This window comes from Legionella sp. 16cNR16C (genome assembly GCF_021297775.1).
Classification (GTDB): domain Bacteria; phylum Pseudomonadota; class Gammaproteobacteria; order Legionellales; family Legionellaceae; genus Legionella_C; species Legionella_C quinlivanii_A.
On record NZ_JAJTMX010000003.1, the window covers coordinates 1,207,572 to 1,232,932 of the forward strand.

Here is a 25,361-nt window from a genome sequence, read left to right on the forward strand (position 1 = left end):
CTTGGCCCAACAAAGGGTTTCACCACTCCAGAACTCAATGTTGGGCCAAGGGCCCAACCTACAGGCTTAACCCTTACTCCCTACGTGCCTCGGCCGAGGGGCATAGATAAATAATTATGCGAAAGTCCAGCCTTGTTACCACACAATGCTGCGTGTCATAATTTTCGTTTTCTCGTTAACAGACTCTCAATCTGACGTAAAAGATCGTCGCTGTCCTTGAAATGAATATCTGATCCAACATAAAACAAAGGCTGGTTTTTTAATCGAAACAGGTTTTGCGGATCATCGACAAGAATGGGAGTTGCTGCTTTGCCTTCCAGTAAGAGAACCGGATGGGTATAGAATTTAATCTTATTGGTGGTGGTCAGTTGACATACAGCACTGCCGTGCCATGGCTGAACCGGATCGCCCTGTCCTGCGGTGGTTAACAAGGCTAACTGACCCCGCTTGGCATGAATAGTCCAGCGGATAGTATTGGGAAAACAGGTCAGAACGGGATCAGCAGCTAAATCCCTGTCGCTTCTGATTTCAGCAATATAATAAATAGCTGCCAGCCAGGCTTCCTCCAGCATTTTCTGCCGTAAACATTCCAGGGTGTGCAGACTGGAATCTGCTGCTTCCAGAGGAGAATAAGGTTCAAAAATGCGGCGAATAATTTCTGCATAAAGCGAATCATACTCCATACCGTTTATCAACGCATGATGCTGTAAGCACTGATAAGAAATGGTATAGACCAGCGATTTGAAAAGAGGTACAAATCGTCCTTCTGAGTAATCCGTTTCGGGATCAGGATCTCGGGCTATGGCTTCATTTAACGTCTGGGTCATCGCAGAGGGGTTCAGAATGGGGAGCATTAATCCAGTGTATAATTGAACGACCTGATTTCTGATAGTATTTTTCTGTAAATACTGGGCTTTAGGCAAGGAGTTTTCAATACTTTGCTGATAGTCAGCAATCTCAACATACTCTCCAATTTTTAATTGATTAATCCACCAGTTTAATTGCTGCTGATAGTTATGAATATTCTCAAGCGGCTCATTTAGAAAGCGGTTAAATCGGCTGCCGTCTGAAATGACTGTAAATTTAGCTGGAATTTTGGGCGCTGAAGGATGTTCAGCATAAATATGAGCAATGGTTTGGGCTATTTCGGCTAAGCCAAGCAGAAAATTGACCTCCGATAAATCAGGAAGTATACCTCGGCTTTTTAGCGGTGAAGTGGACTTATAAGGAAGGGCGGGAATGACCATGCGTATAATCTGGTTTTTTCTAATCAGCTCTTTAATGTCACTGACTAAAGCAAGGCGCGAATAATTGCTTTTTCGTCCTTTAAGGAATTGGCGATCGAACATTACTTCGGCTATGAACTCTGCTGTTCCAATATCACTGGCTTCATTCAGACTATACTCTTTGAAGTTGAGAATGGCTCTCTTTTTTGCAGCAGAAACCCTTTCAAAAACAAACTGTCGGGACGCTTTTAGCAGATTGGGAATTAAACCTTTAAAAACCCAGTCAGGCGAAACATAAATGGCTCGTTCAAAAAATATTTCTGAATTGTATAATGTTAACTCATTATTACGATTAATTTTATCCATAAAATGGGCGCTGATTACGGCCTCATTTTTTTTATCAAGGCCCGCCTGATAGGCATTTGAGATATTCTTTTTCATCCGGGCCGACCCAGAAATGAAGTATAATTTTTGATTTCCTCAATTGTTCTGCATCCAGTCAATTTCATCGCCAGTGCAAATTCATCCTCTAGTAACTTTAGCATCGTCACCAACTCATTTTTACCGCCAACTGCCAATGCCCAAAGGACCGGTCTGCCAATCAGTACCGCATCTGCACCAAGAGCCAGCGCTTTAAAAAGATCAGTGCCGCGTTCCATCGCACCATCAATAAGAATCATAGCTCGACCTGCCACAGTGCTTGCTATATCCGGCAAAGCGATTATCGGGGATTCGGCGGTATCCAGTTGTCGGCCGCCATGATTGGAAACAATAATTCCTGCAATGTTACGTCGGCAGGCTTCTTCAGCGTCTAAAGGATTGAGAATACCTTTAAGAATAACGGGCAGTCTGGTTTGCGATTGCACCCATTCTACATCTTTCCAGGTTAAGGAGGGATCGAGGTGGGTGGCAGTAAAATCATAAATCGTTTGCTTATCAACTGCCGTTTTGAAATTACCAATGCTCAGCGTATCTGAAAGAGAGAACTGATTACGAAGATCACGCTCTCTTTTCCCGCCAACTGGTACTCCAACTGTTAGAACAATGGCTTTATAACCGGCTTTCTCTATCCGCTTGATTAATGACTGCGTTAAGGCTCTGTCTTTGAAAATATACAACTGCGACCACAGGTGATCGCTACCAGCAGAGCCTGCAATGTCCTCAAGAGAACGATTAGACATACAGCTGACTATCAGATTAATACCCGAAGCCTTAGCCGCAAGGCTGGTACTAAGCTCGCCTTTCGCCTCAACCAGCTGATGAAAAGCCATAGGAGCGATCAATAAAGGAAAGGCCAGCTTTGAACCCAGTACCGTCGTTGAGATATCTATATTCGATACATCGCGCAGACAATAAGGGCGTATGCTGATTTCATCCAGGGATTTTCTATTATTCGATTTGCTGATTTCATCGCAGGCACCGCCATCAATGTAGTCAAAGATATCCGCTTTAAGCCGGCTTTGAGCCAGGGTTCTGTAATCTGCTATTTTCACTGGATTCATTTGCCTGCCTGTTAAATCAAATCGCCTATCTTCGCTTTATTCGCCAGGATAATCAAATGATTGAATCCTGAGGGGGAATACTTATTCCGGTTTTACGAGTAATTGATTATGCAACCAGAAATGTAGTTTTTGCACGATGTAAGCTGCGGCATTTTCTTCTGTCATTTTATAAGAAATTTGATCGCAGATTTCCATAAATGTCGCCCCTGCCCGGATTGCATTTATCAAAAGTAATTCAAGATGATCAAGTTTATGATGGCATACTTCAAGCTGTCGCCGCCAAATAAGCACGAATTGTGGGTTTTTAAGTTTTTTGGGCTTAAGGATTGAACGACCCTGTCCTGCGGTTTCAGCCAGTATCAGGCTATTCCAGTGCATGCCAATAACTTCACAGGAAGGGTGAAGATAAAATTTCAGATTTAGCCATTCTTCGGGAGATAATTTCTGTAAATCAGCCTCATAAAGGAGGGTTGCATCATGGCTGGTTATCGCAGTAGATCGCGCCCATTCAAAAGCAGCAATTTCACTCAAATAAGGTTTTCTGCTAAAAGGCACTGTTTCCAATAGAAATTGGCGAAGCTGTTGACCGAATAAATCGAGCGAATAGTGAGAGGAAGGATACGCATTAATGTATTTTCGGCTCATATTATGAAAATTCGACTCTCCCATTACTGTAACCAGTGCAGGATAATCATCCATCAGTGCTTCTTCGAGACGATTGTAAAATCCATTCGCATAAATGGAAATGCGATCCTCAATAGAACCGCGCGGGGGCTGACAAAGATGAGGCTTAACAACAGGTTCCAAGGTCAGCATGGAGTTTTGCAGTAATTCTGAGAGTTCCTCAAATTTCATGCTCTAGGCTCGCTTTTATCGGGAATAAAGAGTTTTGTTTAATCGCCCTGGCGTAGTCTAATTCTTGCATCAATTCCTCGAGAGGTGGAATATTATCATCGCGCTCGATCATTGTAGGAATACCCCCAAAGCGTTTAACCGCCGCTCTATAAAGTTCCCATACTTCCGGGATAACGGGGTGATCATGCGTATCAATAATATAATCTTTACAATTCAAATGACCTGCCAGATGAAATTGTTGCACCCGGTTTACAGGAATGGAATCGATATAGGTCAGCGGGTCAAAGCCATGATTAAAAGCGCTGACATAAATATTATTGATATCCAGCAAAATCAGGCAATCCGCACGATTAGCAATTTCAGTCAGGAACTCCCACTCAGGCATTTCTGATGACTGGTAACTAATATAACTGGAAACATTTTCCAGTAATATTTGTCTCTGATAAAAATCCTGCACATATTTAACGCGTTCAACCACATGAGATATCATTTGTTCGGTATAGGGTAATGGTAACAAATCATGCATATTACGCTGATGCACTCCTGTCCAGCAGAGATGATCAGAAATCCAGCTCGCCTCAATACGATCAGCTAGCTGTTTAACCTTCTTTAAATAGTTGTCATTGAGAGGATCCAAATTCCCGATGGATAAAGAAACGCCATGCATACACATGGGATACTGTTCACGGATTTTGTCCAGGAAATAGAGCGGTCGTCCACCGTTTACCAGATAGTTTTCAGTCAGGATTTCAAACCAATCAATGTTTGGAAGCCGTTCCAGGATATATTGATAGTGATCGGGACGCAAACCTAAGCCCATACCGGAGGTATAGGCTGAGTCATGTTTTTCCATTAATTATTCATTCCCTTTATGCAATTTACTGCATTAGTAGCTCTTGCAGTTATTTTTATATTTACAAGAGTTTTTATATTTGCAGGAATTGTAACTTTTACAATTGTTATAGCTTTTGCAATTGTTATGACTCTTGCATTTGTTATAGCTCTTGCATTGGTTATAGCTCTTACAGTTGTTGTAGCTTTTGCAGTTATTATAGCTCTTGCACTTGTTATAGCTTTTGCAGTTGTTATAACTCTTGCACTTGTTATAGCTTTTGCAGTTGTTATAACTCTTACAATTGTTATGGCTTTTGCAGTTATTATAGCTCTTGCACTTGTCATAACTTTTGCATTTGTTTTGACTCTTGCAGCTATTCGAGCTCTTGCAGGAGTTTTTGCCTCCACCACCGTATCCCGAATCACCAGATCCACCATAACCGCCACTGGAACCGCTATTTTTTGAATCTCCCCCGTAACCTCCCTGACTGTTATTTGTTCCCCCGTATCCTGAGTTGCTTGGGCTAGCATATAGGCCAGATGCAAAAAGGGCTGCTGCTGCAGTGGCAATGATGAGACCTTTTTTATCCATGTCAATCTCCATTTGAGCAAATATTGCTCATTTAAGAATAGATGAGCGCCCCAATATCTTCAAGTGCATAATTTGAAAGGTAATGCTCAGGCTTTAAATTCTTGCCATGGGAGAAATGCTTGCTGATTAGTATCAGCAGTGAACCTGAGGAAGACTATGAAAACTCAATGTCTACCCCAAGTTAGAACCTGGTCGTTCTCAGGTATTCAGAGTAAATGCAGAGGTAACACCTTCTGTTTTCTCTGGTTGTTCTTTACGCGAAACTTTGACTTCATGCATAAAAAATCTGACTTTTGAAAACCAACCTTTGTCCCAGCCAGCGTTATTCTTTGCCGTAGTTTCCAGTGCTTCCCAGTTTCTTTCACTTGGTTCACTGGCATATTTTTGCATGGCCCTCATCACAGCCACTTTGGGCTTATGTATAACATCTGTCTTGTCACCGCGATCAAACTTTTGTAAATAGCTGTTAATAGCAGTATTTACTTTATTTTTTATAATGCCTGCGCCATTTTTCAAGTCACTAATTTTTTTATTGTTCTGGTCAAGTCTTCCTATCAGATTTTCCAGTTCTTTGCTTTTCTTTTCTGCAGGCTGGGTTGCAGAATAGATATTTTTCGCCTCATTCACTTGTTTCCAATCTGCTGCTGTTGGGTTTGGCTTGTCACAATAAGTCTCTAACTCAGCATATAATTTTTTGAGCGGGGTATCATGACTTTGCTCCTGAATCACTTTCTTATTAGTGCTTAAGATATTGCTAAATTTCATATGAGTTGATGTTTCGGTCAACTTGCCAGCTTCTGTATCTTTCTCTTGCTGACTTGTAATGAGAGCTATAATGTCTTCGCGTTCTGCTTTCGCATAAAGCATCTCAGTAGAATAATGTTTTAAACCGATGCGTAATTCGTTTATAAACTCTTCCGCCCCATAAATGCTCCGCCAGATTTTCTCGAAAAAGCTATCATTTTGAAGCATTCTGGCTAAATACTCTTCGTCTCCCTCGATTTTTTGTGCAAGGGATTCTGTTCTGGATGCAGGTTGAGACAGATTCATTGCCGCATTTTTAGCGTTTAGGAATCTGCTGAGCTCATTTTTAATTCCCTTTCTCCAGCTGGAGTTTACACCCTTCACTTTGGCATCCAATAAAGCCAGAATTGCTGCTTGCTTCTGTGAGGGATCATTCTCAATTTGCCTGATTAACTGAGCATAATATCCCACTTCGATTTTATGATTCTGAATTGCGTGCAGACGTTTTCTTGATCTTAAGAAATCCAGGGCAATTACTGCATCCAGGCTGGCTACTGCCTGCACGCCCCTATGAGTATAGCAATTTTGGGGAGCATCCAGATCCTCAATATTATTCAGGAGTTTGATAAGGCAGAAGTCGGCAGATTGTTCATTGAATTCGGTAAAATTATGATACTGGGCAGCAAGAGCACGCATTTGGCTTTCCTGCTGATTCGTCCGTCCACGAATACGTTTTAATTTATTCCATTCTAAGTAATCAGCGGTCTTCTGATTGCCGTACATGATCGCGGATACCATCCCATCCTCATTACCGGTCAGCATAGAGGTTCCCATCCGGGTAGTTACAGAAACGAAGCCGCCAATTTTACTTTCCTTAGGATGGGTAGCTGCTTTCACTACAACCTGTTTAAACCCTCGTTTATACAAGGCTTCTGCTACTTGCTGTGCCAAAGGCCGAGTTCCAAATCCTCCCTCGCAAGCCACTAATTTAATGGATTTAAGCCGTGACAAGTCTTTACCTTTAAATTGAGCGGCGAGTTTTTGTGATAGTTCTTCTGGTGTTAAATCGCCGATATATTGCCGTGTAACATCACTATGAGCCATCAAAATAATTTCGTCTGGTATCTCCCTGCTTCTGCTACTAAATTGAAGTAAGGCAATCTCATTTGTACTTCTATTACTATGTTTAGCCAGGTTTTCATGAAGCTTAAGCGCTGATTCTCGCTCTGATTCATCTCCAATATAGTAAATTTCTACTTTTGTTTTACTCATACTTCATTCTCAAAAAATTTAGGTGACCATTATAATTTAAAACCGGGGTTAAATGCTGGTTTTGTAACACTATGTATTCAGCTGCATCAAATAGCTTTTGAGAATTATACTACCACAGATATTATGAAATTATTAAGAATAAATATTTTGTGAGATTTAATTGGTTAATTTTAAAAAAATAAATTTTATGGTTAAATATATTTACAATTCATTGATGCGATTTTGTAGTTCGGCGAGTTTAATTTTGATTTTTTTATAAACTGAAATAACAAGGTCTGTGAATTTAGAATATTCGAGACACTCTGGTGAAAGGGCTGCAAAAAAGATTTTTTTAGTTGGGATTATTTTAAAACAGTTTATGTGGATATCCGAAACAACCCAGGGATTTATTATTTCTCCAGAGCTGATTTTAATAATTGATGTCTCCTGATTGTCCTTATCTACTAAAATCTGTGCCTCTCCCTCAATCATTATCAGCAAGAATTGATTAGTAATTGTTATAGGTAGATAGGAATTTTTATCATAATAGTAAAAGCTGATTTTTTTTAAATAATCTTGTTTATTAAGCTCGGGTAATAAAGAAAATATATCAAAAGACACAACGCGGGCTTTTTGTCTGCTGCTCAGATCATCAAATGCCTTTGGGCGCCCCGATTCCTTGTTTATTATGGGGGTGAAATTAAGTTTGTAGCAGGTTTGTTCAATGTGCTGTGCCACATAGTTGATGATTCTTTGGGTGAATATAAATGCTGAATAGTTGGAATGATTGAAAATCGCATCCAGGATATTTTTTTGAATAAAAAATACCTGGCTATCGGTTTTGGCAATGGCACTTGCCGTTCTTGGTATATTGGCTAAAATGCCAAGCTCTCCAAATAGTTCTCCCGCGCCAAGGGTTGCAACTACCTTCATACTGGATTGAGCTGCAATCGTAACTTCACCCGTAATAATGATGTACATTCCATCTGCTGGGGTATATTGCTTAAATATACAAGTGTTCGCTGGAAATGATTCAATCGTTGATATTAGACCAATATCATGAAATATAATCGGATCAAGACCAGAAAAGACAGTTAATTTTTCAATGAAATCGCTAAAATATAATGAATTATAGCTGGATTTATTTGTTAAGTCTGATGGGCTTTTTACGCTTTGCAAGAGCTTGTTAGCTACTTCAATTCCACTAATAAATGCAGACTCATGTACGTGGGGAGGTATGAGATAGGAACCACAATACCAGGTATTATTTTCACCTTGAATTTCATTTATATACTGCCTGCTGATTTGGCTGGAATGGATCATCGATGGGTGAATATAAAACTTCTGCTGATAGATTTTATCTGGATCAATTTGTTTGAATGGGTTAAGTGTCAGGAAAACATCTGGAATCTGTGCAGGGAGATTTTTAATTTTATTAATATAAAAAGTAATAGTGGGTCTTAAAAGAGTCGAGGACTCTGGAGCATACAGGCAATTATATCCTCCCCAATGCGCTTTTTCTTTTGGCATAATACTGCTATCGCTATGAATAGTGAATGTCGCCCGCTGCCAGGGAAAATTGACTAGTAAATTCTTTTCATATTTTTTCGCATCTTCAAAAAGACTGATGGCGTGGTATGGATTAATGCTGATGATTACATGATCAAAAGTCAGTGATATATTTTCTCCGGAGTTACTGCTTGCCCGAATAGAAATTTTATGACCATGACGAGCAATTCCGAGAACTCGTTTATTAAGCATGATCCGATTATTGCTGTTTTTTTTAATAAACCAGTCTTTGAATACTTCAGTATAACTAAACATCCCGTCATTTAAAGCCATTCGTTTCCCAGTGGAACCAATAATCCCATGAATTTTCCAAAACTGAAGTAATGGAATCAAACGATAATTTTCCGGATTACTATTGGGAACCTGAAAGCAGGCTGTTGCTCTTGGATAAATATATTCTTCACTAAAAATTTTGCTGTAAGATTGGTTCTTAAGATAATTACCCAGGGAAATTTCTGAATCTGGATTGCTCAATAGAAACTCCAGACTTTCCATGCGGAAACGATTGATTTCCTTTAAATAGACTTCCTGGTCAAGAGGGCAATCTTTTCGGATAAAGACCGTACCGTCGATATTGGCAAACACCAGGTTATTGCGTTCATCTATGATCGATAAGCTTTGATTGATAGGATGATAAGGGATCTTGAAAAAATCGATAAATTGTTTGAAATGATGAAATTGATCCTGGTTAAAATCAGTCACACCGGCATCCAGAACCCAGGACTGGCCCTGCTTATCAGATACTCTCACTCCAAAGCAATGCCCACCCAGATGCTCGAGTTCTTCAATGATAGTCACGTTGTGGTTTTCATTGGCTAAAGTGAAAGCAGCGGCAATACCGGATGCGCCGCCTCCAACAATAACTATATCCATATCATTCCCTTATATGAAACGATAATGCCTTTCAGTTTATTTAAATTAAAGCAGAGCCTGAACTAAAATGCTTCAAAAACAGCTTCTTATTAGTTACCTCATGTTCAAACTTAGTAAAGAATAAGAATCAGTCTTTTCTAAAGCCGCTAATAATTCATCCTCGAATTCTTTAACTCTTGTATCGTATAGTCTTGAGAAATTATTGCGATCGGTAATTGCTGGCCAAAACCGTTCACATAGGAACGCACCCTCTATCCTGTCTCCTCTAGCAATGCTAGCCCCCATGCCAAGAAAAGGCAGAGCTCGCTCCATTTCGGTAAAGCACTGTTCAAAGAAGCCTATATACTGAAGAGGAGGGCGCTCATTTTTTGTGATGCTAAAATCGTGATGCGCATTCCAAACAAAAGAGGGGGAAAAAATTATTGCAGCGTTATCCTCAACTGCGTCATCTTCTGGAAGTGTAGGGCGAAATATTTCTAATAACATATGACGAGGCATTTTCTTTTGCTCTTCGCCCACCTTGTTAAATGCACTATTCAATCTTTTGCAGAACTCTTCTTCTTCTGCTGCTTGCAGATTGCCGTTGCTGCATGCTTTAACGTATTCGCCAAAGAGAGCTAAGTAATTGTCATAAGCTGTTAATAAAGGCTGAATATTATAATGTTCCTGTTGTTCTTTTATTTGCTGGCTAAATTGCTCATGATTGTCTGTCAATGTCGAAAACATTGTCCACATATAACTATCATAGTTTTTAAAAGCTAATTTTAATGGGCTGATATATTCTGCCGTTGCAGGTCCATAAATGAATTTGGGATCAGATCCCTCAGGGATTTCTTCTATAATTTGCGTGTTGCTGTAATAAATAGCATGTTGTAAGATTAAATCAGGGTTTGCTTTGGCTAATTTTTCCGCTTCTGCGTAATCCGCATGCGCGACTCGATCCAGTAGTCGATAGATATCTAATGGTGGAAACTGCTTCTTGCAATTTTCAAATTTTTCCTTGGTTTCAGGCTTATCTTTTGTGTGGCTTTCAAAAATAGCCAGCATGCGCTCATGATTAATTTCCAGAGCATATTGCAAGGGGCTGGTATATTTAGAGCAGGACACGGATTTTTCCAAATCAGGAGCTTCTTTATTATCAGTTCGAAGCTTAAAATGAAAATTAACCTGCGTAAACATTGCATCAGGATTTTCTATTACAATTTTTTCTGCTCTATCATAATTTCCCTCAACAAAACAATTCATTAGAGCATAGGCATCCCTGTAAGAATTTTTTTGTCGAAAAATAGAAAATTTCTTACAGGTATGTGCAAGAGTCCGAACGGTTTCTAGATCGAAAGGAACATTTTGTACATAGAAAGAATTGGGTATTTTAAGAAGTTCAGGGGTATCGGATTGACCGGTCATTGTGTTTCCTGCGCAAGTTATAGTCAAAATAAGCGTTAAGCTCAATAGTATAAAATAGGAATGCGCGAGGTGGTAGCCTAATCCTGGTTTAAGAGAGTTGATCCCACGCGATGGAAGCTAATCAGAGCTCTAGCAAGCGATATCTCTCACGGTCCTCTTCATCGGTTTTTTCTGGAATAAAATTTAAATTTTTAATCGTTTTCCCTCCCAGGGAATACATGGTTTTAGGTGTGAAAAATAATTGCCGCTGAGCGTCTTTAATGCAAGAGGTGATTGTATTAACGTCATCGGAATAATCGATAACTTCTATGGCAGGTTTATTTTCTAAATCAGAGACTACTATTTTTTGTTCCTGCCTGAAGTTTGGATTAAATACAATTTCTCCATTAGTCGTGAAACTGCTTGTAACCAGCGTTGAAAACCCGAATGTTTCTTTTATTGGCTTATGCTGTGTGATTTCAACCCCGCAAACAATATTTGAAGCGGGCACATGCGTGGCGATACATTCATAAGCCGAAAGGGTTTGGCAGGAGGCCATTTTGTAATCAGGAGGTATTTCTGTATTTGTCGAATTATAAATAGCTAATTGCGTCTGAAAGGAATGTAGATCGAGTGCATTATTCACTATAGGATAACAAATGCTTTGGTTCGTAATGGGCATGCAATTCATAGCCAATTTCATCGGCTCTGGCATTACAATAGCGTATAAATAACTTTTTCTTTCCTTAGCATTTCCTAAAGGGAACATCGCGGCACTATTCATATTGAAACTCATGCACACACATTTTTGTTGAATTGCCTCAACAGAATAGGCATAAGGATAGGTATCTGCGTCAGACCTTGATCGTATGGATTTTAACCACCATCTGGAATGAAACTGCTCATCGATCGCTTCCCTGGGATAAAACCCATCAAAATTCTCAGCAAAAGGACGAGTATCTGAGCGCCATAATATTCTTGTCTGCACAACTTTACCTGAATGAATAAATTGGTATTGTAGAATTAAATGCTTAAGTTATTATTAAATTAATCAGGCTAGAGTTCAGTATCGAAAAAACGTTACTACCCAGGTACGTCATCCTGAGCGTAGCGAAGGATCTCAAACTGCTTAGAACTGAGCCAGATTCAGGAGATCCTTCACTTCGTTCAGGATGACGTGGGGACTTACGAGCGGGGTTTAAATATAAATGGTGCATTGGAATGTTAAATCACCATGATGTAGATATTTTGCTCTTTTTGGTGATATAATGGGTGCCTTTGTAATTTTGGAAAGATATCTATGTTTATAAAACCCGTTTCAGTATCCGATAAATGGCTGCAAGAAAATACAGCGCTTAGATTAACTTTGCCACAGGTGGAAACAAAAGCTCCCAAGGAGTCAATATTAGTAGCTGGGCCAAGTACCGCACTTCCTTTGGTAGTTGAAAAATCAGATAAATTTGACAGTATAAAATTGGCGGTTAGTGCAGAAATCAGGGCTGGAAAACACGGCCAATTCAAGTCATCCATCGGCGCTGAGGAATTCTCAGACCACCAAAAGAGCACATTCTGGCTGTGTACGGATGAAGAAACAGAGGGTCGCAAAGGGGTTTTATTTAAAACACAGGAAGAAGCAGAAGCTTTTAGTGCTCTCTATAAATCAGTAGAGAATTACTATCAGTCAGGTTTACATAAAGGGAAGCCGATTTCTCCTGACAATGTTAACTACTTATTGTTGAGCGGCAACACCCTGGATTTTTTTGAAGATGAATTACGTGCTTCCAAGAAAAAGCACATAGTTAAGGGTGAATATAATTTAACCGCCGCTGGTTCCCCCGATAAATTACGTTCCCCTGACGGCTCAAACTGGGTAATGGTATCGCTTAAGAGGGGAGTTAATTCACAGGAGCTATTTCCAAACTCTTACAAAATTCAGAATCTGTTACTGCAAAATTCAGATGCAAAAAAATTTGGCAAGCTGGATTTACCGCCTGAACTGAAAAAGGAAAAAACAGAGTTACCTGAAAAGAAAAAATCGAATCCTTTGTTAAGCTGCCTGCCATTCTTCAAAGCCAAATCGAAAGCAAGTGTAGAAGAAGTTCAGGATAAATCATCAGACAAGGATTTAATGCAAATACAAGTGGTTAAATAAACCAGATCCTTCACGCTTATCGAGACTACTCAATGTCTTGATAAGCGGCCTCCTCAAATTCAAATTTATCCCGCAGAAATCTTTGCTTGTTTCCACAAGTGTATCCAATATAATCCCAATCTGTTTTACCAATAAGGATATTTACAATGAAGAAATGGCTAATACTTGCTGCCAGCAGTCTAATGACCACTGCTCATGCTGGAGAACTGACCTGGTGTAACTATAAAGATTACTTTCGTTTAAGTGATATCAGTCATCCAGGCATTGCTATTGTAGAGACTCATCATGATGAAGAGGTGGTTTTAACTCCAGTTGGACCACGCAGTTTTGAAATACAGGATGGCTCACAATGTCAAAGCGGTTTCGCCCATGTCACGGTTGCATACGATAGTCATCATTGGTGTTTGTTAGACATCAAGGATGGGCCGTTTATTAATCATCCAACGGTTAAGGCGTCCTGTACGGGTATTCGCTATATCGATACGATTTATGATGGAACGGGTTCTCATTCCTATACAATTAATCTGGATTAGACAAAGCAGGAAGGATCTTCTGGTTTCTTTATTCTTTTTGTTCGGTTACTCTAGGATTTTTCTATGTTCTGCGGTTTATCCCCGCAGAACCAGGATCCTGTCTCAAGGAGGAAGTAATGCGTGGTCGTTTATTGTATTTTTTTATAAGCCTTTTTTTTATTAACTCGATATCTTTTGCTCAATTACCTACTAATTATCAGAGCTTATCTGCTGAAGAAAAACAGGAACTCTTGTGGAGCGAAGTGAGTAAAAGTCACACGAGTAATCCGTTACCCAAACTTACAGAGAATAGCTTTAAACAACTGCTTGTTACCATTAAAGGATTTTTCAATTTAAGACCCTCTTTTGATCACGAAAGTGATGAAGAGCCTGAAGGAAGGGCAAAAATTCTTCATTCAAATGGTTCGGTAGGAAAAATCCGATTTATTCCAACAAACGATCATCCATTCACAGGGATTTATAAAACAGGAGCCATTGGAATAGCACGCTTATCTATGGCGATGCCTGCGAGTGATACCAGTTTTGTTCCAGGAATGGCGGTTAAATTTTTAATTGATAAGCATGCATCCGTAAATATCCATGCCATTAATTCTTTGGAAGGCCAGGGCGGCGATTGGAACTTTTTTGCGAAGGATTTCTCAAATAAAATAGAGCATTCTAAAGGTAAAATCCTTCGGGCAATTGAGTTAATTTTTGAATGGACTCATGATCCTGCCAATGAATTGGGTCTATGGCGTTTAGCGGCATGGGATAGGGATGGTCAACCTGCGGGAATTCCGGTTTATCCCGAGAGAATTTATTTTAAACCGGCCACTGAGGTGCAAAATATCATTCCAGCTGATTCACGCGATGACTTCAGAGTTTCACTGTCACAAGTCTCTATCGGCCCTATCTACGAAGTTTATGGTCTATACCAGGGCAATGAATATCATGTAGGCAGCCTAATGTTAGAAAGCGAACTGTTGGCCTCTGAGTATGGCGACAATAATTTGTTTTTCCAACATCAGAGATAACACGCTTTAGCACTAGCCAGGCAATCTAATCCTGGCTCAGTGCCAAATCACGAATAGATTCCCGCCTGGCGCGGGAATGACAACATCCTAAATCGAATAAACGAAAATCACTTGTTTCATTTTCAATTTATTGCCTCTATACACACAGTTATCCACAGTTTTTGGGGGTAACTGGGCTAAGCCGATAGATATTAATGAGTAATAGAAGCCTTAAAATATAAGGGTTTTGAGAGCAGTTCGGGAGTTTGAACAACCAGATGGCAAATAGGGAGAATAAGTTATCCACAAAATTGTCATCCTGAATAGGGCTTTGCGGAAAGGCATTTTAACCTCTTTTTTTAGAGAGAACCAGTCTTGACATCCTAACGCTGCTTTATTTTGATTCATTTTTATCATATCTATATGAAATAATTATAAATTTATTTTTGGTCTGATGTGCTAAACAGATAATTCAGTTGCAAGCTTTCATTGATATGCGATATTAAAAACTTTTTATGATAATCTCCAAATTAAAGAGGAGATGCCAGCCGGTAATGTTTTTAACGTCTTGCATTCCTCTTAATCAATTGAAGATTTAATAGACAATTATCAGAGCGGGCTTAAGCAACTGGATATTGATAATTCTTCGGCTAATACGGCCCTCGTCCAATCACTTGGCTTGCATAAAAGTTCAGCGTTTACATTGAACAATTGATTTTTGAAATCGATTTTTTCCGATTCAATCTTAAGTCCTTCGATTCCTATATCCTTTGCCAGCTTAAATTGAGATTGAGTGTATGAGTAGTCAGGATTTTTGTTGTCCTTAAGATAAGCGTTTAAGCAATCCATTATTTTATTAGCTTCTGTCAATTTAATATTCGCATCAACAAACTTGAGATTGATAATCTCCAATATGGATTCAAATAACTCGGCTTTAGCTTTTTCAATGTCAGCCTTAACCTCTTCTGGGCAGTCTCCTGATATTTCCCTTGCCGATGTATACAGGTCTGCAGTCTGGCGATAATCGTCTACTGTAAAGTGGTTAGCTGGAGTTTTAAATCTCTCAAGACGATCTAATTCTTTTGCTGTGGCTGCAAAAAAAGCCATTGGATTTTTCATATTAATCTCTGTTAATGAAAATTGGATAATATTCAATCAAAAAGAACATGTCAATGCATCATATCAACAACATGTTCTTTTAATGTGTTATTTGTATAGGGAGATCGCTTTTGAAGCGGGTCGCTTACCAACAGTTATCATTGCGACGAACGCAGGACTGCAAGATTATCATCTGAGGCATAATGTTCTTCTGAGAACCATATAGCTGGCTTTATAGTATTGCCAGGAATAGCTTGCGATGCGGTATTTTCAATTATGGCGGGTTTGAAAAAGGGTATGGTAACCCGGCTATGACCAAATCCAGGGGCTCTTGTGTAAAATTGAACCATCGACTCGTCAGCAGTTTCATTGGCATAACGATGGACAGAAACCGAATCAAATGCAAATAAAACCTCATTTCGATAGCGCATCATTTCTAACTTAACGGCTTCCTGCTGACTGTGACCATAGACGGTTATAAGTTGTTCATAGTGTTTGAAAATGCGGCCTGCAGGGGTAAAAGCAGAATAGTGTTTATTCTTCTTTAATTCATTGCTTAACTCAGACAGATTAATGTTGTCAGTTGTTAAAATCCGATGCATTAATTCTGCTGCCATGCAGGACTGAATAAATGAAGCAGCGTGGCTTCGTTGCTCATTAATCATAATGAAATGCTTATCAATGAACCTCATTTCAATATTCTGGATAGGAAACATAAAAATATTGAGTTCAATATCATATCTGCTTTTAAGTTCTCTAATCACGTTGACCAAAAAACTAGAGCGCTGAAGCCCTTTGGAATTTAAATCCAGGAGACATAAATGAGCGTCTCCTTCTTCATTTTGCTTTCTTAATAAGTCACGGATCACTTCTTCAAAAAGCGCTGGCCAGTCTTTACGAACACTATTTGCTTTGTCAGTAAATTGTTTTCTCAGTTTCTGGTATTCCAAAGTCATTTTGGAGCTTGCCAGATTAGGATTATCGTCATTCAAAATGCCCTGCAAATGCAGTCTCCACCACAAGGCAGCCGCATCGATTTGAAATGGAGTCAGTTTTGTAATTAGTTGCATAAGTGGTTTATCTTAATAAAAACCGATCATTATATATGATATATGGTTAAAATTAAAACTTTAAATTTATTATTTGTGTAATTGGGATTTTGGTTGTTCGATATGAGACAAACGTGGCCTCTTTTAGCAATTCGATCATGCTGTTTACTAGGGTATTTGTTTTCATTTTTGCATGTAATCTTGAAATTAGCCGCTAGGGAGGGGGTGTTCCTGGTTATAGGAAGCGGGATGAGCGCCACAGAGATGCCGGCATGGTTATTACAATAATTTCAGTTTACAGGATAGAAGATTTAGACTACATTTGAATTATGTACAAAATTCAAAATGCCCATAAGGATTGGAGTTAACCATTAAAGAGGTGGCTCTGTGTTTGCACTCATCGATTGTAATAACTTTTATGCCAGCTGTGAGCGGCTGTTTCGCCCTGATTTACAAACCACTCCAATTGTTGTTCTGAGTAATAATGATGGCTGCGTGATTGCGCGTTCCAATGAAGCCAAGGCACTCGGCATTGCAATGGGGGCACCTTACTTTCAAGTCAAGGGTCTATGCAAGAAAATGGGGGTTCAGGTATTCTCCTCAAACTATGCCTTATACGGGGATTTATCCAATCGCGTAATGAGAGTCATCGAAGACCATTGGCCGGACACGGAAATTTATTCAATTGACGAAGCATTTTTAAATTTGAGCACGCTGCCTGCGTCTCAGGTTACAGAATTCTGTCAGAATTTACAAAAAACTATTTTTAAATGGGTTGGTATTCCTGTTTCGATTGGAATCGGGCCGACTAAAACCCTGGCAAAAGCAGCGAATCATGTAGGAAAAAAGATCCTCAAAACGCCGGTTTACTCAATTAATGGCAGTGCAGATTTATGGCTTAAACAAATGGATGCGCGAGAGATTTGGGGAGTAGGGCGCCAATTAGGGAAACGATTGAATCAGATAGGCATTTATACAGCCGAAGATCTGGCCAAGGCTGATCACTTTTTAATTAAAAAGAAATTTAGTGTCGTCCTCCAACGTACGGTTTTAGAATTGAATGGCGTTTCCTGCCTTGAATTGGAGGAGCCTGAACCCAGGCAGTCCATTATGACATCATGCTCTTTCGGGGGGCTTCAGTCCGATTATGAGCAAATCCAGGAGGCGATTAGCCATCACTCGGCGACTGCATCAGCCAAGCTTAGAAAGCAAGGCTTGAGGGCGCATTATTTATCGGTTTTCATTCGCTCAAGCCCATTTCGCGAAGATTTGAAACAGTATTCAAATTCGATCGGATTTCGTTTGATAAATCCCACAGATGATGTGCGTGTTATCACTAAATGGGCAAAACATTGTCTGAAAAAGATTTACCGTAAAGGAGTTTATTATCAGAAGTCAGGTGTTTTGCTTTCTGATTTAATAAGTAAAAGCCATTATCAGCCCGATTTGTTTAATCAACCCTCTGACCAGGAGCTGGAACGTTCTCATAGCTTGATGAAGTTGATGGATAGCATCAATGCCAAATACGGTTCACGAACTGTAAGGCTGGCTGCTGAAGGCTTTCGGAAAGATTGGGCGATGAAGCGGGAATTAATGTCCCCTTGCTACACAACTCGCTGGTCGGATCTCCCTGTGGTTTATGCCAGATAATGTAAAAGATGGCGGCTTGGGCTATTCTTTATAGAAAGAGCGGAGCCAGGGATGAGCGAGAAGCCGGAATCTTATTACCTTAAATTCAGGTTAGGGGAGCAGATTATTTTAGTCTCTCTGGATTTTGTTTATCTCATTTTGCCTATCGCACAGTTGCAACACATTCCTCAACAGCATTCCGCTCTGGCAGGTATTCTTAACTATCATGGACAAGCGGTTCCTGTGTATCATTTATACGAACTGCTTGAAGCATCAAAAGTCGCTTACGATTTGGACACCCCTATCATTCTGTGTTCTTTATCTTCTCAATGTGTCGGTTTATTTGTTTCTGAAGTGATGGAAGTCTGTGATATCAATGAACAGCTTATACAACAGCCGCCTAAAACCTGGTCTTATGTCAAAGGAATTATCAAGGATGAAACGTCATCAGCCTGGATTTTGGATTTGGAGCAATTATTGCACTGGCCTCAATCTTGCCTGGAACGTGCTCATGAATAAGTGGATTGTTATTCTGAAAGAATGGGTTGCTGCTCATTCTGGCCTTCTTTTATCTGAGCAGCAGATGGAGTCAGGTGTCCAGGAGATCAGACGCTTAATGGATTCATTAAATTTGAGTGAAACAGAATATCTTAATGCTTTACAAGCAGGAGATGACAAGCTCATTAAGTCAACCATTGATATTTTAACGGTGCAGGAAAGTTATTTTTTTCGTGACTCCCCCCTGTTTTCCTATTTAAAAAACGAATTGCTCCCACAATTAATTAATGAAAAAAGAATGAAGCAAACACTCAGCCTTCGTATCTGGAGTGCTGGATGTGCCAGAGGCGAAGAAATCTATTCAATTGCCATTTTATTGAATGAACTGCTTCCCGATATTAATCGCTGGACTATTGAACTTGCAGCTACGGATATAAGTTACAGCGCACTTGAAAAAGGGATATCTGGAGTATTTAATGAGTCCAGGCTGCGCGCTACCGAAGATAAGCTGCGAGAAAAATATTTTATCAAACGCGATTCATTATATTATTTGAATGAAGAAATTAAAAATCGGGTCAGTTTTTCATATTTCAATCTCCGTAAACCAGTTAAGTTATTTAAGAGCTTCGATTTAATTTTTTGCCGCAATGTATTTATTTATTTTTCAAAAAGCCATATGGAAAATATTCTCCAGTTTTTTTATGAGCATCTGGTTGAAGAAGGTATTTTGTTTCTTGGGCCTGCCGATTTAGTAACCCATTGCCAGCATCATTTTTCTGTACAAATGACTCAAGGAGTATACCGGTTAAAAAAAATAACCCAGATAAAAGAGCAGCCGAAGAAAGCTGGTTTAGCTGTGGCGAAAACAGAGAAAGAGACTCTCTCATACAAGGCCAGCTCCCAGGAAAGCACTCATTCGCTTCAACTTATTCAGGAGTTATTAACCAATACCCATTATAAAGAGGCATTAAATAAAATTGATAATTTGTTTCTTAAAGGAGAAACAGCACTGCTTTACCGTTGTCAGGCTCAGGCATTGATTGCTTTGGGTGATATCAATGCTGCTCAGGTTTCGCTTGAAAAATCCATTAGAATTGACCCCCTGGATGCCATGAGTCACTTTTTACTTGGCCTGGTGGAAGTCGATCAAAAAGAAAATAAAAATGCACTCATTTCGTTTCAGAAAGCGCTCTATATTAAACCCTTATTCCCGGAGGCCGCTTATCATCTTGGCTTGCTTCATTTGCAGATGAAACAAAATGAACAAGGAATAAAATGGTTAAATCAGGCATTGCGTTCTGCCAGCACACAAGATGATGATGAATTAATTTTTTATACGAATGAGCCCAAAACCCATTTAATTAACGCAATTCAGGCAAGCATTTCATATTATCGAGGACAACATGATGAATGAGCCTTTTCTGGATGAAAAAGCAAAAAAAATACTGGCAGATCGAGCTGCGCTGATGGCCAGGAAGGAGAGGGATCTTAATGCAAACGCTACAAGTAATTTATTAGTATTCTGTGTGGGCGAAGAACAACAATATGCCCTGGCTTACGAATCGATTGATAGAGTTATCCCAAGCCATAAAATTACACCTGTACCAGGAGTAAATCCTTTGTTTTCAGGTCTTTTATACCATAATACCGAGGCTTGGGTAGTAGTCAATTTACATCAGCTGTTAATTGGAAAGCCTGCAAAATCATTCAGTCACTTCATATTATTAAGCGAGGATCATTATCGCATTGCCTTGAGTGCGGATACTATCGTTGGGCAAATCAGTTATGATGAAACAGTTGAATTAGTTCAGCTGACATTGAGTGAAACCGGGCAGTCTTATGTACGTGGCATCTATAAAAATAACATAGCAATTTTAGATGAGAAATCGATTATTGATCTGCTTAATCTGGAAAAAGTGGAATGGAATTAACTTTAAGGAATAGCAATGGAAGAGCAAAATCAGTTTCAGTTTAGAAAACGTTTTTCGCTAATACTTATCATGATCTTCTTAATTTCGTTAATCAGTATGTTGTTGAATATATTTGTTCTGAGCAGGCTACATGACAGCTCTCCTGATTTAGAAAAAATTGAATCTTATATTCAACTATTAGAGGCCTTGTTAATTATCAGCTTGCTGATCAATGGCTTATCTCTATTATTGTGGCAGAGGAATAGTCAATATGAAAACCATATAAATCAGGCCTTGTTAGCGAAAATTGATGCCATTTCCAAATCACAGGCCATCATTGAGTTTAACATGGATGGAACGATTATTGATGCTAACCAGAAGTTCCTCGATCTCATGAATTATTCGCTGGATGAAATCAAAGGAAAGCATCATAGTCTATTTGTTGAGCCAGGAGATAGGGACAGCCTCGAATACAGAGAGTTCTGGAGGAAATTAAATCAGGGAGAGTATGATCAGTCCGAATACAAACGTTTAGGAAAAAATGGAAAAGAAGTCTGGTTACAATCCTCATACAATCCTGTTTTAAATGAAAAAGGAAAAGCAGTTAAAGTAATTAAGGTGGCAACTGATATAACGGAACGGAAAAACAAAGACAAACAATTGGCTGCATTAACCAGGAATCTGCAGGATGTCGGTCAGGAAATCCTGTCCAATAGCAATGAACTTTCTGTAGGGATCAATCAGCTTGAAGCCTCTGCCATCTCTCAAGCCGCCAGCGCCTCTGAGCAAGCCAGTTCGGTAACGCAAATTAGTGCGACACTGGAGGAAATAAAGGCAACCACCCAGCACACATTAGAGAAGGCAAAACAGCTGGGCGATTCTGCAACAGCAACCAGAAAGGAAGGTGAAAACGGGCGATCAGCGATTGAAGCAATGCATGCGTCAATGAAAATACTGCAAGAGAAAATGAAACAGATTTCCACCACTATTCTCAGTCTCAATGATAAATCACAGCAGATTAGTGAAATTACCGAGGTGGTAGCCGACATTGCCAAGCAGTCTAAAATGCTGGCGCTTAACGCGTCCATTGAAGCTGCCAAGGCAGGGGAAACCGGAAAGGGATTTGCCGTAGTGGCAGGGGAAGTGAAAGAGTTAGCTGAAAAATCAAAACTGTCGACCGAGCGCGTACAAAAGATACTGCTTGATATCAAGCAGACTGCTGAAAGAGCGGTAATGGTCACTGAAGAAGGTAATAAAAGCGTTGATGAAAATATTCGTCAAGTGCGAAGCACTGGCAATATTATCAATGCCCTCGGGAATGTGATTGAAGAAAGCTCTCTGGCTTCTTTACAGATTGTCTCGGCAGTACGTGAGGAATCGGTCGCTATCGAACAGGTCGATATCAGTGTTCGCGAAATCAATAAGGTGACTCATTCCTTCACTTCTGCGACCGAACAAACCAAACAAGCGATAATCGGGCTCAGTAAAGTGGCCAATTCACTTAACGATACAGCAAGAATTTATCAGAAAGACGATAAAGAATAGGGAGGCAGTGATGCCTATAGATCCCAAACTAGCCCAGATGTTACTGGAGACTTTTAAAACGGAGTTACAGGAACTTCATCAGTCGATGATCAATGACCTGCTTTCACTGGAAAAAGCGCACAGCGCCGAAGAAGTAGAGGAGATTTTAAAAAGACTGTTTCGCTATTCACATAATATGAAAGGGGCGGCTGCCTGTTCATCGGTAGATGCGATTGCTTCAATGGCGCATCGTCTGGAGGATTTATTCAGTAAATGGCGAGAAACTCATCATATCCCCGACATTAGCCAGATTAATGCCTGCCTTGAGGTCGCTGACAATACACTTCTGGCCCTTGAGGATCATTGTAATGCGAAAGCGATTGATATTGAGAATTATCTGAAACCCTTATCGGGTAAAAAAACCATTCATAGTCATACGGACACGGGGGAGAGTGAGTTAATCAAATTACCTCTGGCAAGGCTGGAACGGGTGAGTGCAAAAGCGAATGAATTTATAACCTACCGATTAAAACTGATGAACTGGTTTAAGAGTATTGATTATCATTTAAGTAAACTCAATGAAACCGATTTGGATCTGGCTCCCTTACTGAAGAAACTGGGCACCATTTCCAGAGACAGCGGGCAGTTTCTAGGGGAGTTTAGTCGGGCTGTTCAGTCTTTACAGGATGACTTAAGGGCGATGCGTATGTTGCCCATATCCAATCTGCTGGTTCCTTTAAATCGAACGGTAAGAGATGTGGCTGCCAGTCTGAATAAGACGGTTGAATTGCGGGTGCAGGGTGGAGATATCGAGCTGGATAAAACTATTATTGATGCCATCAGAGAGCCTTTGGTTCATTTGATCCGAAACGCGATTGATCATGGCATTGAATCGGATGAAAAGCGAAAAGAATTAAATAAGCCGTATCCTGCGATTTTATCAATTCAGGTTACTCAAAGTGCGGGAAAAATCAAGCTAAGCTGTTGTGATGATGGACAGGGAATTAATCTTGATAAGATTAGAAAACATGCGGTAGAGTCGGGCTTTTACAGTCAGAATGAAGTAAACAGTCTTGATGAAGAACAGCTTCTTGATTGTCTCTTTTTATCGGGATTTTCTTTACAAAAGCAAATAACAGAATTGTCCGGGCGCGGTGTGGGCCTGGATGTGGTTAAGAGTGCCATCGAAAAAATCAAGGGAACGATTCAGGTTAAAACTACACCAGGTCATGGAACCTGTTTTATATTTAATTTGCCGCTAACTCTGGCGACTACTCGTGGTGTATTTTTTAAAAGTAATGAGCAGACTTTCATGCTGCCTACGCTTTCGTTGGATGCGCTTTATGAAATTGAGCCGGATAAGCTTCAGCAGGTTGATAACAAATCCGTGCTGATAGTAAATAACAGGCCTATTCCGATCAAAGTATTGCAGGATCTCCTTTATGCTGAAAAGGCAGTGATTGACCGCAATAGCATATACTATGGTCTCTTGCTTAATTTTAATAATAAGCCGCTGATTTTATTAGTGGATGCCATTCTTGATGAACAGGATTGCGTAGTCAAACCCCTGCCTTACCCCCTAAGCAAATTGGAACAGTTCATCGGAGTGACTTTAACCGGAGAGAGCGAATTGGTTCTAGTGCTTGATCCGATAAAATTAATGCAGCGGGCTCAGGCCGATGAACAAAGCTGGTTTAAACATGCCCCACAAAGCAAAGAGTTGCGAGAGGTCTCAAAAAAGAGAGTCCTGATAGTTGATGATTCATTAACAACCCGTAGTTTGTGTACTAATGCTCTCGAAGCAGCAGGTTATGAAACTGTTAGTGCGGATAATGGGCAGAAAGCATGGCAACTTTTACAGAATAAATCCTTTGATGCAGTGATCACCGACATTGTCATGCCAAAAATGGATGGTTTTAAGCTGACAGAATTAATTAAAAAAAGTGAGAAGCTGTTTCATACCCCGGTAATTATTGTCTCATTACTTCATTCCGAGGAAGACAAGCGGCGTGGATTGGACGCAGGTGCTAATGCGTTTCTGGTTAAAAGTGAATTTGACACGCATTCACTGATTGACGTCATGGAATCACTCTTATGAAAAAGCCTGTCCGGGTTCTGATTGTGGATGATTGCAAAGTGACCACGCAATTATTGTATGCGATTCTCAGCGCTCAAACAGACATTGAGGTGGTTGGTTGCGCTCAAAATGGGCAAATGGCAATCAAACTCGTCAAAGAATTGAAGCCTGATTTAATCACTATGGATATTTATATGCCCGTTATGGATGGGGTTGAGGCAACTCGTGCCATCATGCAGCAATGTCCTACTCCAATCATCATCATCAGCTCTCATGCCAGTGAGCGGCAAACCGAATTAACATTTAGTGCTCTTCAGGCGGGTGCGCTTTCCATCATTGAAAAGCCGCAGCGGGTTCTCAATGAGGGCTTTGACAAGCTTCAAAAGCATATCGTCAATTCAGTGCGGGCATTATCTGAAGTAAAAGTGGTTTCTCGTCGTTCCCCACCACCTGCAGAGCCCAGAATTAAGTCAACAGATACCACTGTATCAGCTATCAGGATTATTGCGCTGGGTTCCTCGACGGGAGGCCCTGAGGCGCTCAATTATATTATTTCCGCGCTTCCTGCAAGTTTTCCTGTTCCATTGGTTATCACCCAGCATATTACTGAAGGATTTTTACCAGGTCTGGTTCATTGGCTGCAACATAAGACGTCATTGGTTTTGGAGATTGCTGAAAATAATCAAAAATTACTTCCAGGTCATGTCTATTTTGCACCGGATAATCATCATTTACTCATTAGGCGAGAAGTGGCACCCATCGCTATTTTAGAAAATTCGCCACCGATAGGGCATTTTCGACCATCCATTACACCCTTATTTTCGTCTTTGGCAAAGAATTATCCTGAAACTGCCGTTGGCGGACTATTAACCGGCATGGGAGGTGATGGTGCGCCAGGGCTTTTAGAAATGCGCCAGGCTAACTGTATTACATTTGCCCAATCAAAAGAAACATCCGTAGTATTTGGCATGCCTGCCGTAGCTCTTTCTATCAAGGCCACTGACCTATCTATCGATTTGGAGAAAATTCCGGAATTTTTAACTAAACTCTTATGAGGGAGGGAAAAT

The 25,361-nt window shown here is 40.1% G+C and carries 21 protein-coding genes; 10 read left to right on the forward strand and 11 right to left on the reverse strand.

Annotation, left to right across the window (positions count from 1 at the left end; translation table 11 throughout):
• Positions 1-155: 155 nt before the first annotated feature.
• From LXA66_RS15470 to LXA66_RS15510, 9 genes are all read right to left on the reverse strand, one after another.
• Positions 156-1,667, reverse strand: coding sequence for an L-tyrosine/L-tryptophan isonitrile synthase family protein (locus LXA66_RS15470; RefSeq protein WP_233013864.1), 1,512 nt, complete (start codon positions 1,665-1,667; stop codon positions 156-158).
• Complete coding sequence (locus tag LXA66_RS15475; RefSeq protein WP_233013866.1) at positions 1,664-2,728, reverse strand: alpha-hydroxy acid oxidase; 1,065 nt, start codon at positions 2,726-2,728, stop codon at positions 1,664-1,666. Before LXA66_RS15475 ends, LXA66_RS15470 begins: the two co-directional genes overlap by 4 nt.
• 81 nt (positions 2,729-2,809) lie before the next feature.
• Positions 2,810-3,583, reverse strand: coding sequence for a DNA-binding domain-containing protein (locus LXA66_RS15480; RefSeq protein WP_233013867.1), 774 nt, complete (start codon positions 3,581-3,583; stop codon positions 2,810-2,812).
• Positions 3,573-4,436, reverse strand: a complete 864-nt coding sequence (locus LXA66_RS15485) for a DUF692 domain-containing protein (RefSeq protein ID WP_233013868.1) — start codon at positions 4,434-4,436, stop codon at positions 3,573-3,575. The genes LXA66_RS15480 and LXA66_RS15485 overlap by 11 nt, the downstream gene beginning before the upstream one ends.
• On the reverse strand, positions 4,436-5,014 hold the full coding sequence (locus LXA66_RS15490; protein WP_233013869.1) for a hypothetical protein: 579 nt from the start codon (positions 5,012-5,014) through the stop codon (positions 4,436-4,438). Before LXA66_RS15490 ends, LXA66_RS15485 begins: the two co-directional genes overlap by 1 nt.
• Positions 5,015-5,207: 193 nt before the next feature.
• Positions 5,208-7,025: a hypothetical protein gene (locus LXA66_RS15495; protein WP_233013870.1), complete on the reverse strand. Its 1,818-nt coding sequence runs from the start codon at positions 7,023-7,025 to the stop codon at positions 5,208-5,210.
• A gap of 201 nt (positions 7,026-7,226) precedes the next feature.
• Entirely contained in the window at positions 7,227-9,446 is a 2,220-nt protein-coding gene (locus tag LXA66_RS15500; protein ID WP_233013871.1) for a cyclic nucleotide-binding domain-containing protein, read from the reverse strand.
• Positions 9,447-9,539: 93 nt separating this feature from the next.
• Positions 9,540-10,853 carry a hypothetical protein gene (locus tag LXA66_RS15505; protein WP_233013872.1) on the reverse strand — a complete coding sequence of 438 codons (1,314 nt, stop codon included), beginning with the start codon at positions 10,851-10,853 and terminating at the stop codon, positions 9,540-9,542.
• Between the two features lie 121 nt (positions 10,854-10,974).
• Positions 10,975-11,820: a hypothetical protein gene (locus LXA66_RS15510; RefSeq protein ID WP_233013873.1), complete on the reverse strand. Its 846-nt coding sequence runs from the start codon at positions 11,818-11,820 to the stop codon at positions 10,975-10,977.
• A gap of 312 nt (positions 11,821-12,132) precedes the next feature.
• Here LXA66_RS15510 and LXA66_RS15515 point away from each other — a divergent pair, with 312 nt between their 5' ends.
• The 3 genes from LXA66_RS15515 (at position 12,133) to LXA66_RS15525 (ending at position 14,530) form a co-directional block, all read left to right on the forward strand.
• Entirely contained in the window at positions 12,133-12,984 is an 852-nt protein-coding gene (locus LXA66_RS15515) for a hypothetical protein (protein WP_233013874.1), read from the forward strand.
• 146 nt (positions 12,985-13,130) lie between these two features.
• Complete coding sequence (locus tag LXA66_RS15520) at positions 13,131-13,517, forward strand: hypothetical protein (RefSeq protein WP_233013875.1); 387 nt, start codon at positions 13,131-13,133, stop codon at positions 13,515-13,517.
• A gap of 116 nt (positions 13,518-13,633) precedes the next feature.
• Positions 13,634-14,530, forward strand: coding sequence for a hypothetical protein (locus tag LXA66_RS15525; protein WP_233013876.1), 897 nt, complete (start codon positions 13,634-13,636; stop codon positions 14,528-14,530).
• A gap of 588 nt (positions 14,531-15,118) precedes the next feature.
• Here the strand turns inward: LXA66_RS15525 and LXA66_RS15530 are convergent.
• Positions 15,119-15,628 (reverse strand): hypothetical protein, encoded by a 510-nt coding sequence (locus LXA66_RS15530; protein ID WP_233013878.1) that lies wholly within the window; start codon positions 15,626-15,628, stop codon positions 15,119-15,121.
• A 137-nt stretch (positions 15,629-15,765) separates the two neighbouring features.
• Positions 15,766-16,677: a hypothetical protein gene (locus tag LXA66_RS15535; protein WP_233013879.1), complete on the reverse strand. Its 912-nt coding sequence runs from the start codon at positions 16,675-16,677 to the stop codon at positions 15,766-15,768.
• Between the two features lie 366 nt (positions 16,678-17,043).
• On the opposite strand from LXA66_RS15535, the gene LXA66_RS15540 reads away from it, so the two are divergent.
• From LXA66_RS15540 to cheB, 7 genes are read left to right on the forward strand one after another with little or no spacing between them, the layout of a single operon-like run.
• The gene (locus tag LXA66_RS15540) at positions 17,044-18,306 is read left to right on the forward strand and encodes a Y-family DNA polymerase (protein WP_233013880.1); all 1,263 of its coding nucleotides are present in this window, start codon (positions 17,044-17,046) and stop codon (positions 18,304-18,306) included.
• 51 nt (positions 18,307-18,357) lie between these two features.
• Positions 18,358-18,804: a chemotaxis protein CheW gene (locus LXA66_RS15545; RefSeq protein ID WP_233013882.1), complete on the forward strand. Its 447-nt coding sequence runs from the start codon at positions 18,358-18,360 to the stop codon at positions 18,802-18,804.
• Positions 18,797-20,197, forward strand: a complete 1,401-nt coding sequence (locus tag LXA66_RS15550) for a CheR family methyltransferase (RefSeq protein ID WP_233013883.1) — start codon at positions 18,797-18,799, stop codon at positions 20,195-20,197. The genes LXA66_RS15545 and LXA66_RS15550 overlap by 8 nt, the downstream gene beginning before the upstream one ends.
• Positions 20,187-20,714 carry a chemotaxis protein CheW gene (locus LXA66_RS15555; RefSeq protein ID WP_233013885.1) on the forward strand — a complete coding sequence of 176 codons (528 nt, stop codon included), beginning with the start codon at positions 20,187-20,189 and terminating at the stop codon, positions 20,712-20,714. The genes LXA66_RS15550 and LXA66_RS15555 overlap by 11 nt, the downstream gene beginning before the upstream one ends.
• Positions 20,715-20,729: 15 nt before the next feature.
• Positions 20,730-22,238, forward strand: coding sequence for a methyl-accepting chemotaxis protein (locus LXA66_RS15560; RefSeq protein WP_233013886.1), 1,509 nt, complete (start codon positions 20,730-20,732; stop codon positions 22,236-22,238).
• A gap of 10 nt (positions 22,239-22,248) precedes the next feature.
• Positions 22,249-24,315: a response regulator gene (locus tag LXA66_RS15565; protein ID WP_233013887.1), complete on the forward strand. Its 2,067-nt coding sequence runs from the start codon at positions 22,249-22,251 to the stop codon at positions 24,313-24,315.
• Entirely contained in the window at positions 24,312-25,349 is a 1,038-nt protein-coding gene (gene cheB / locus LXA66_RS15570; RefSeq protein ID WP_233013888.1) for a chemotaxis-specific protein-glutamate methyltransferase CheB, read from the forward strand. Before LXA66_RS15565 ends, cheB begins: the two co-directional genes overlap by 4 nt.
• The last annotated feature ends 12 nt before the right edge of the window (positions 25,350-25,361 follow it).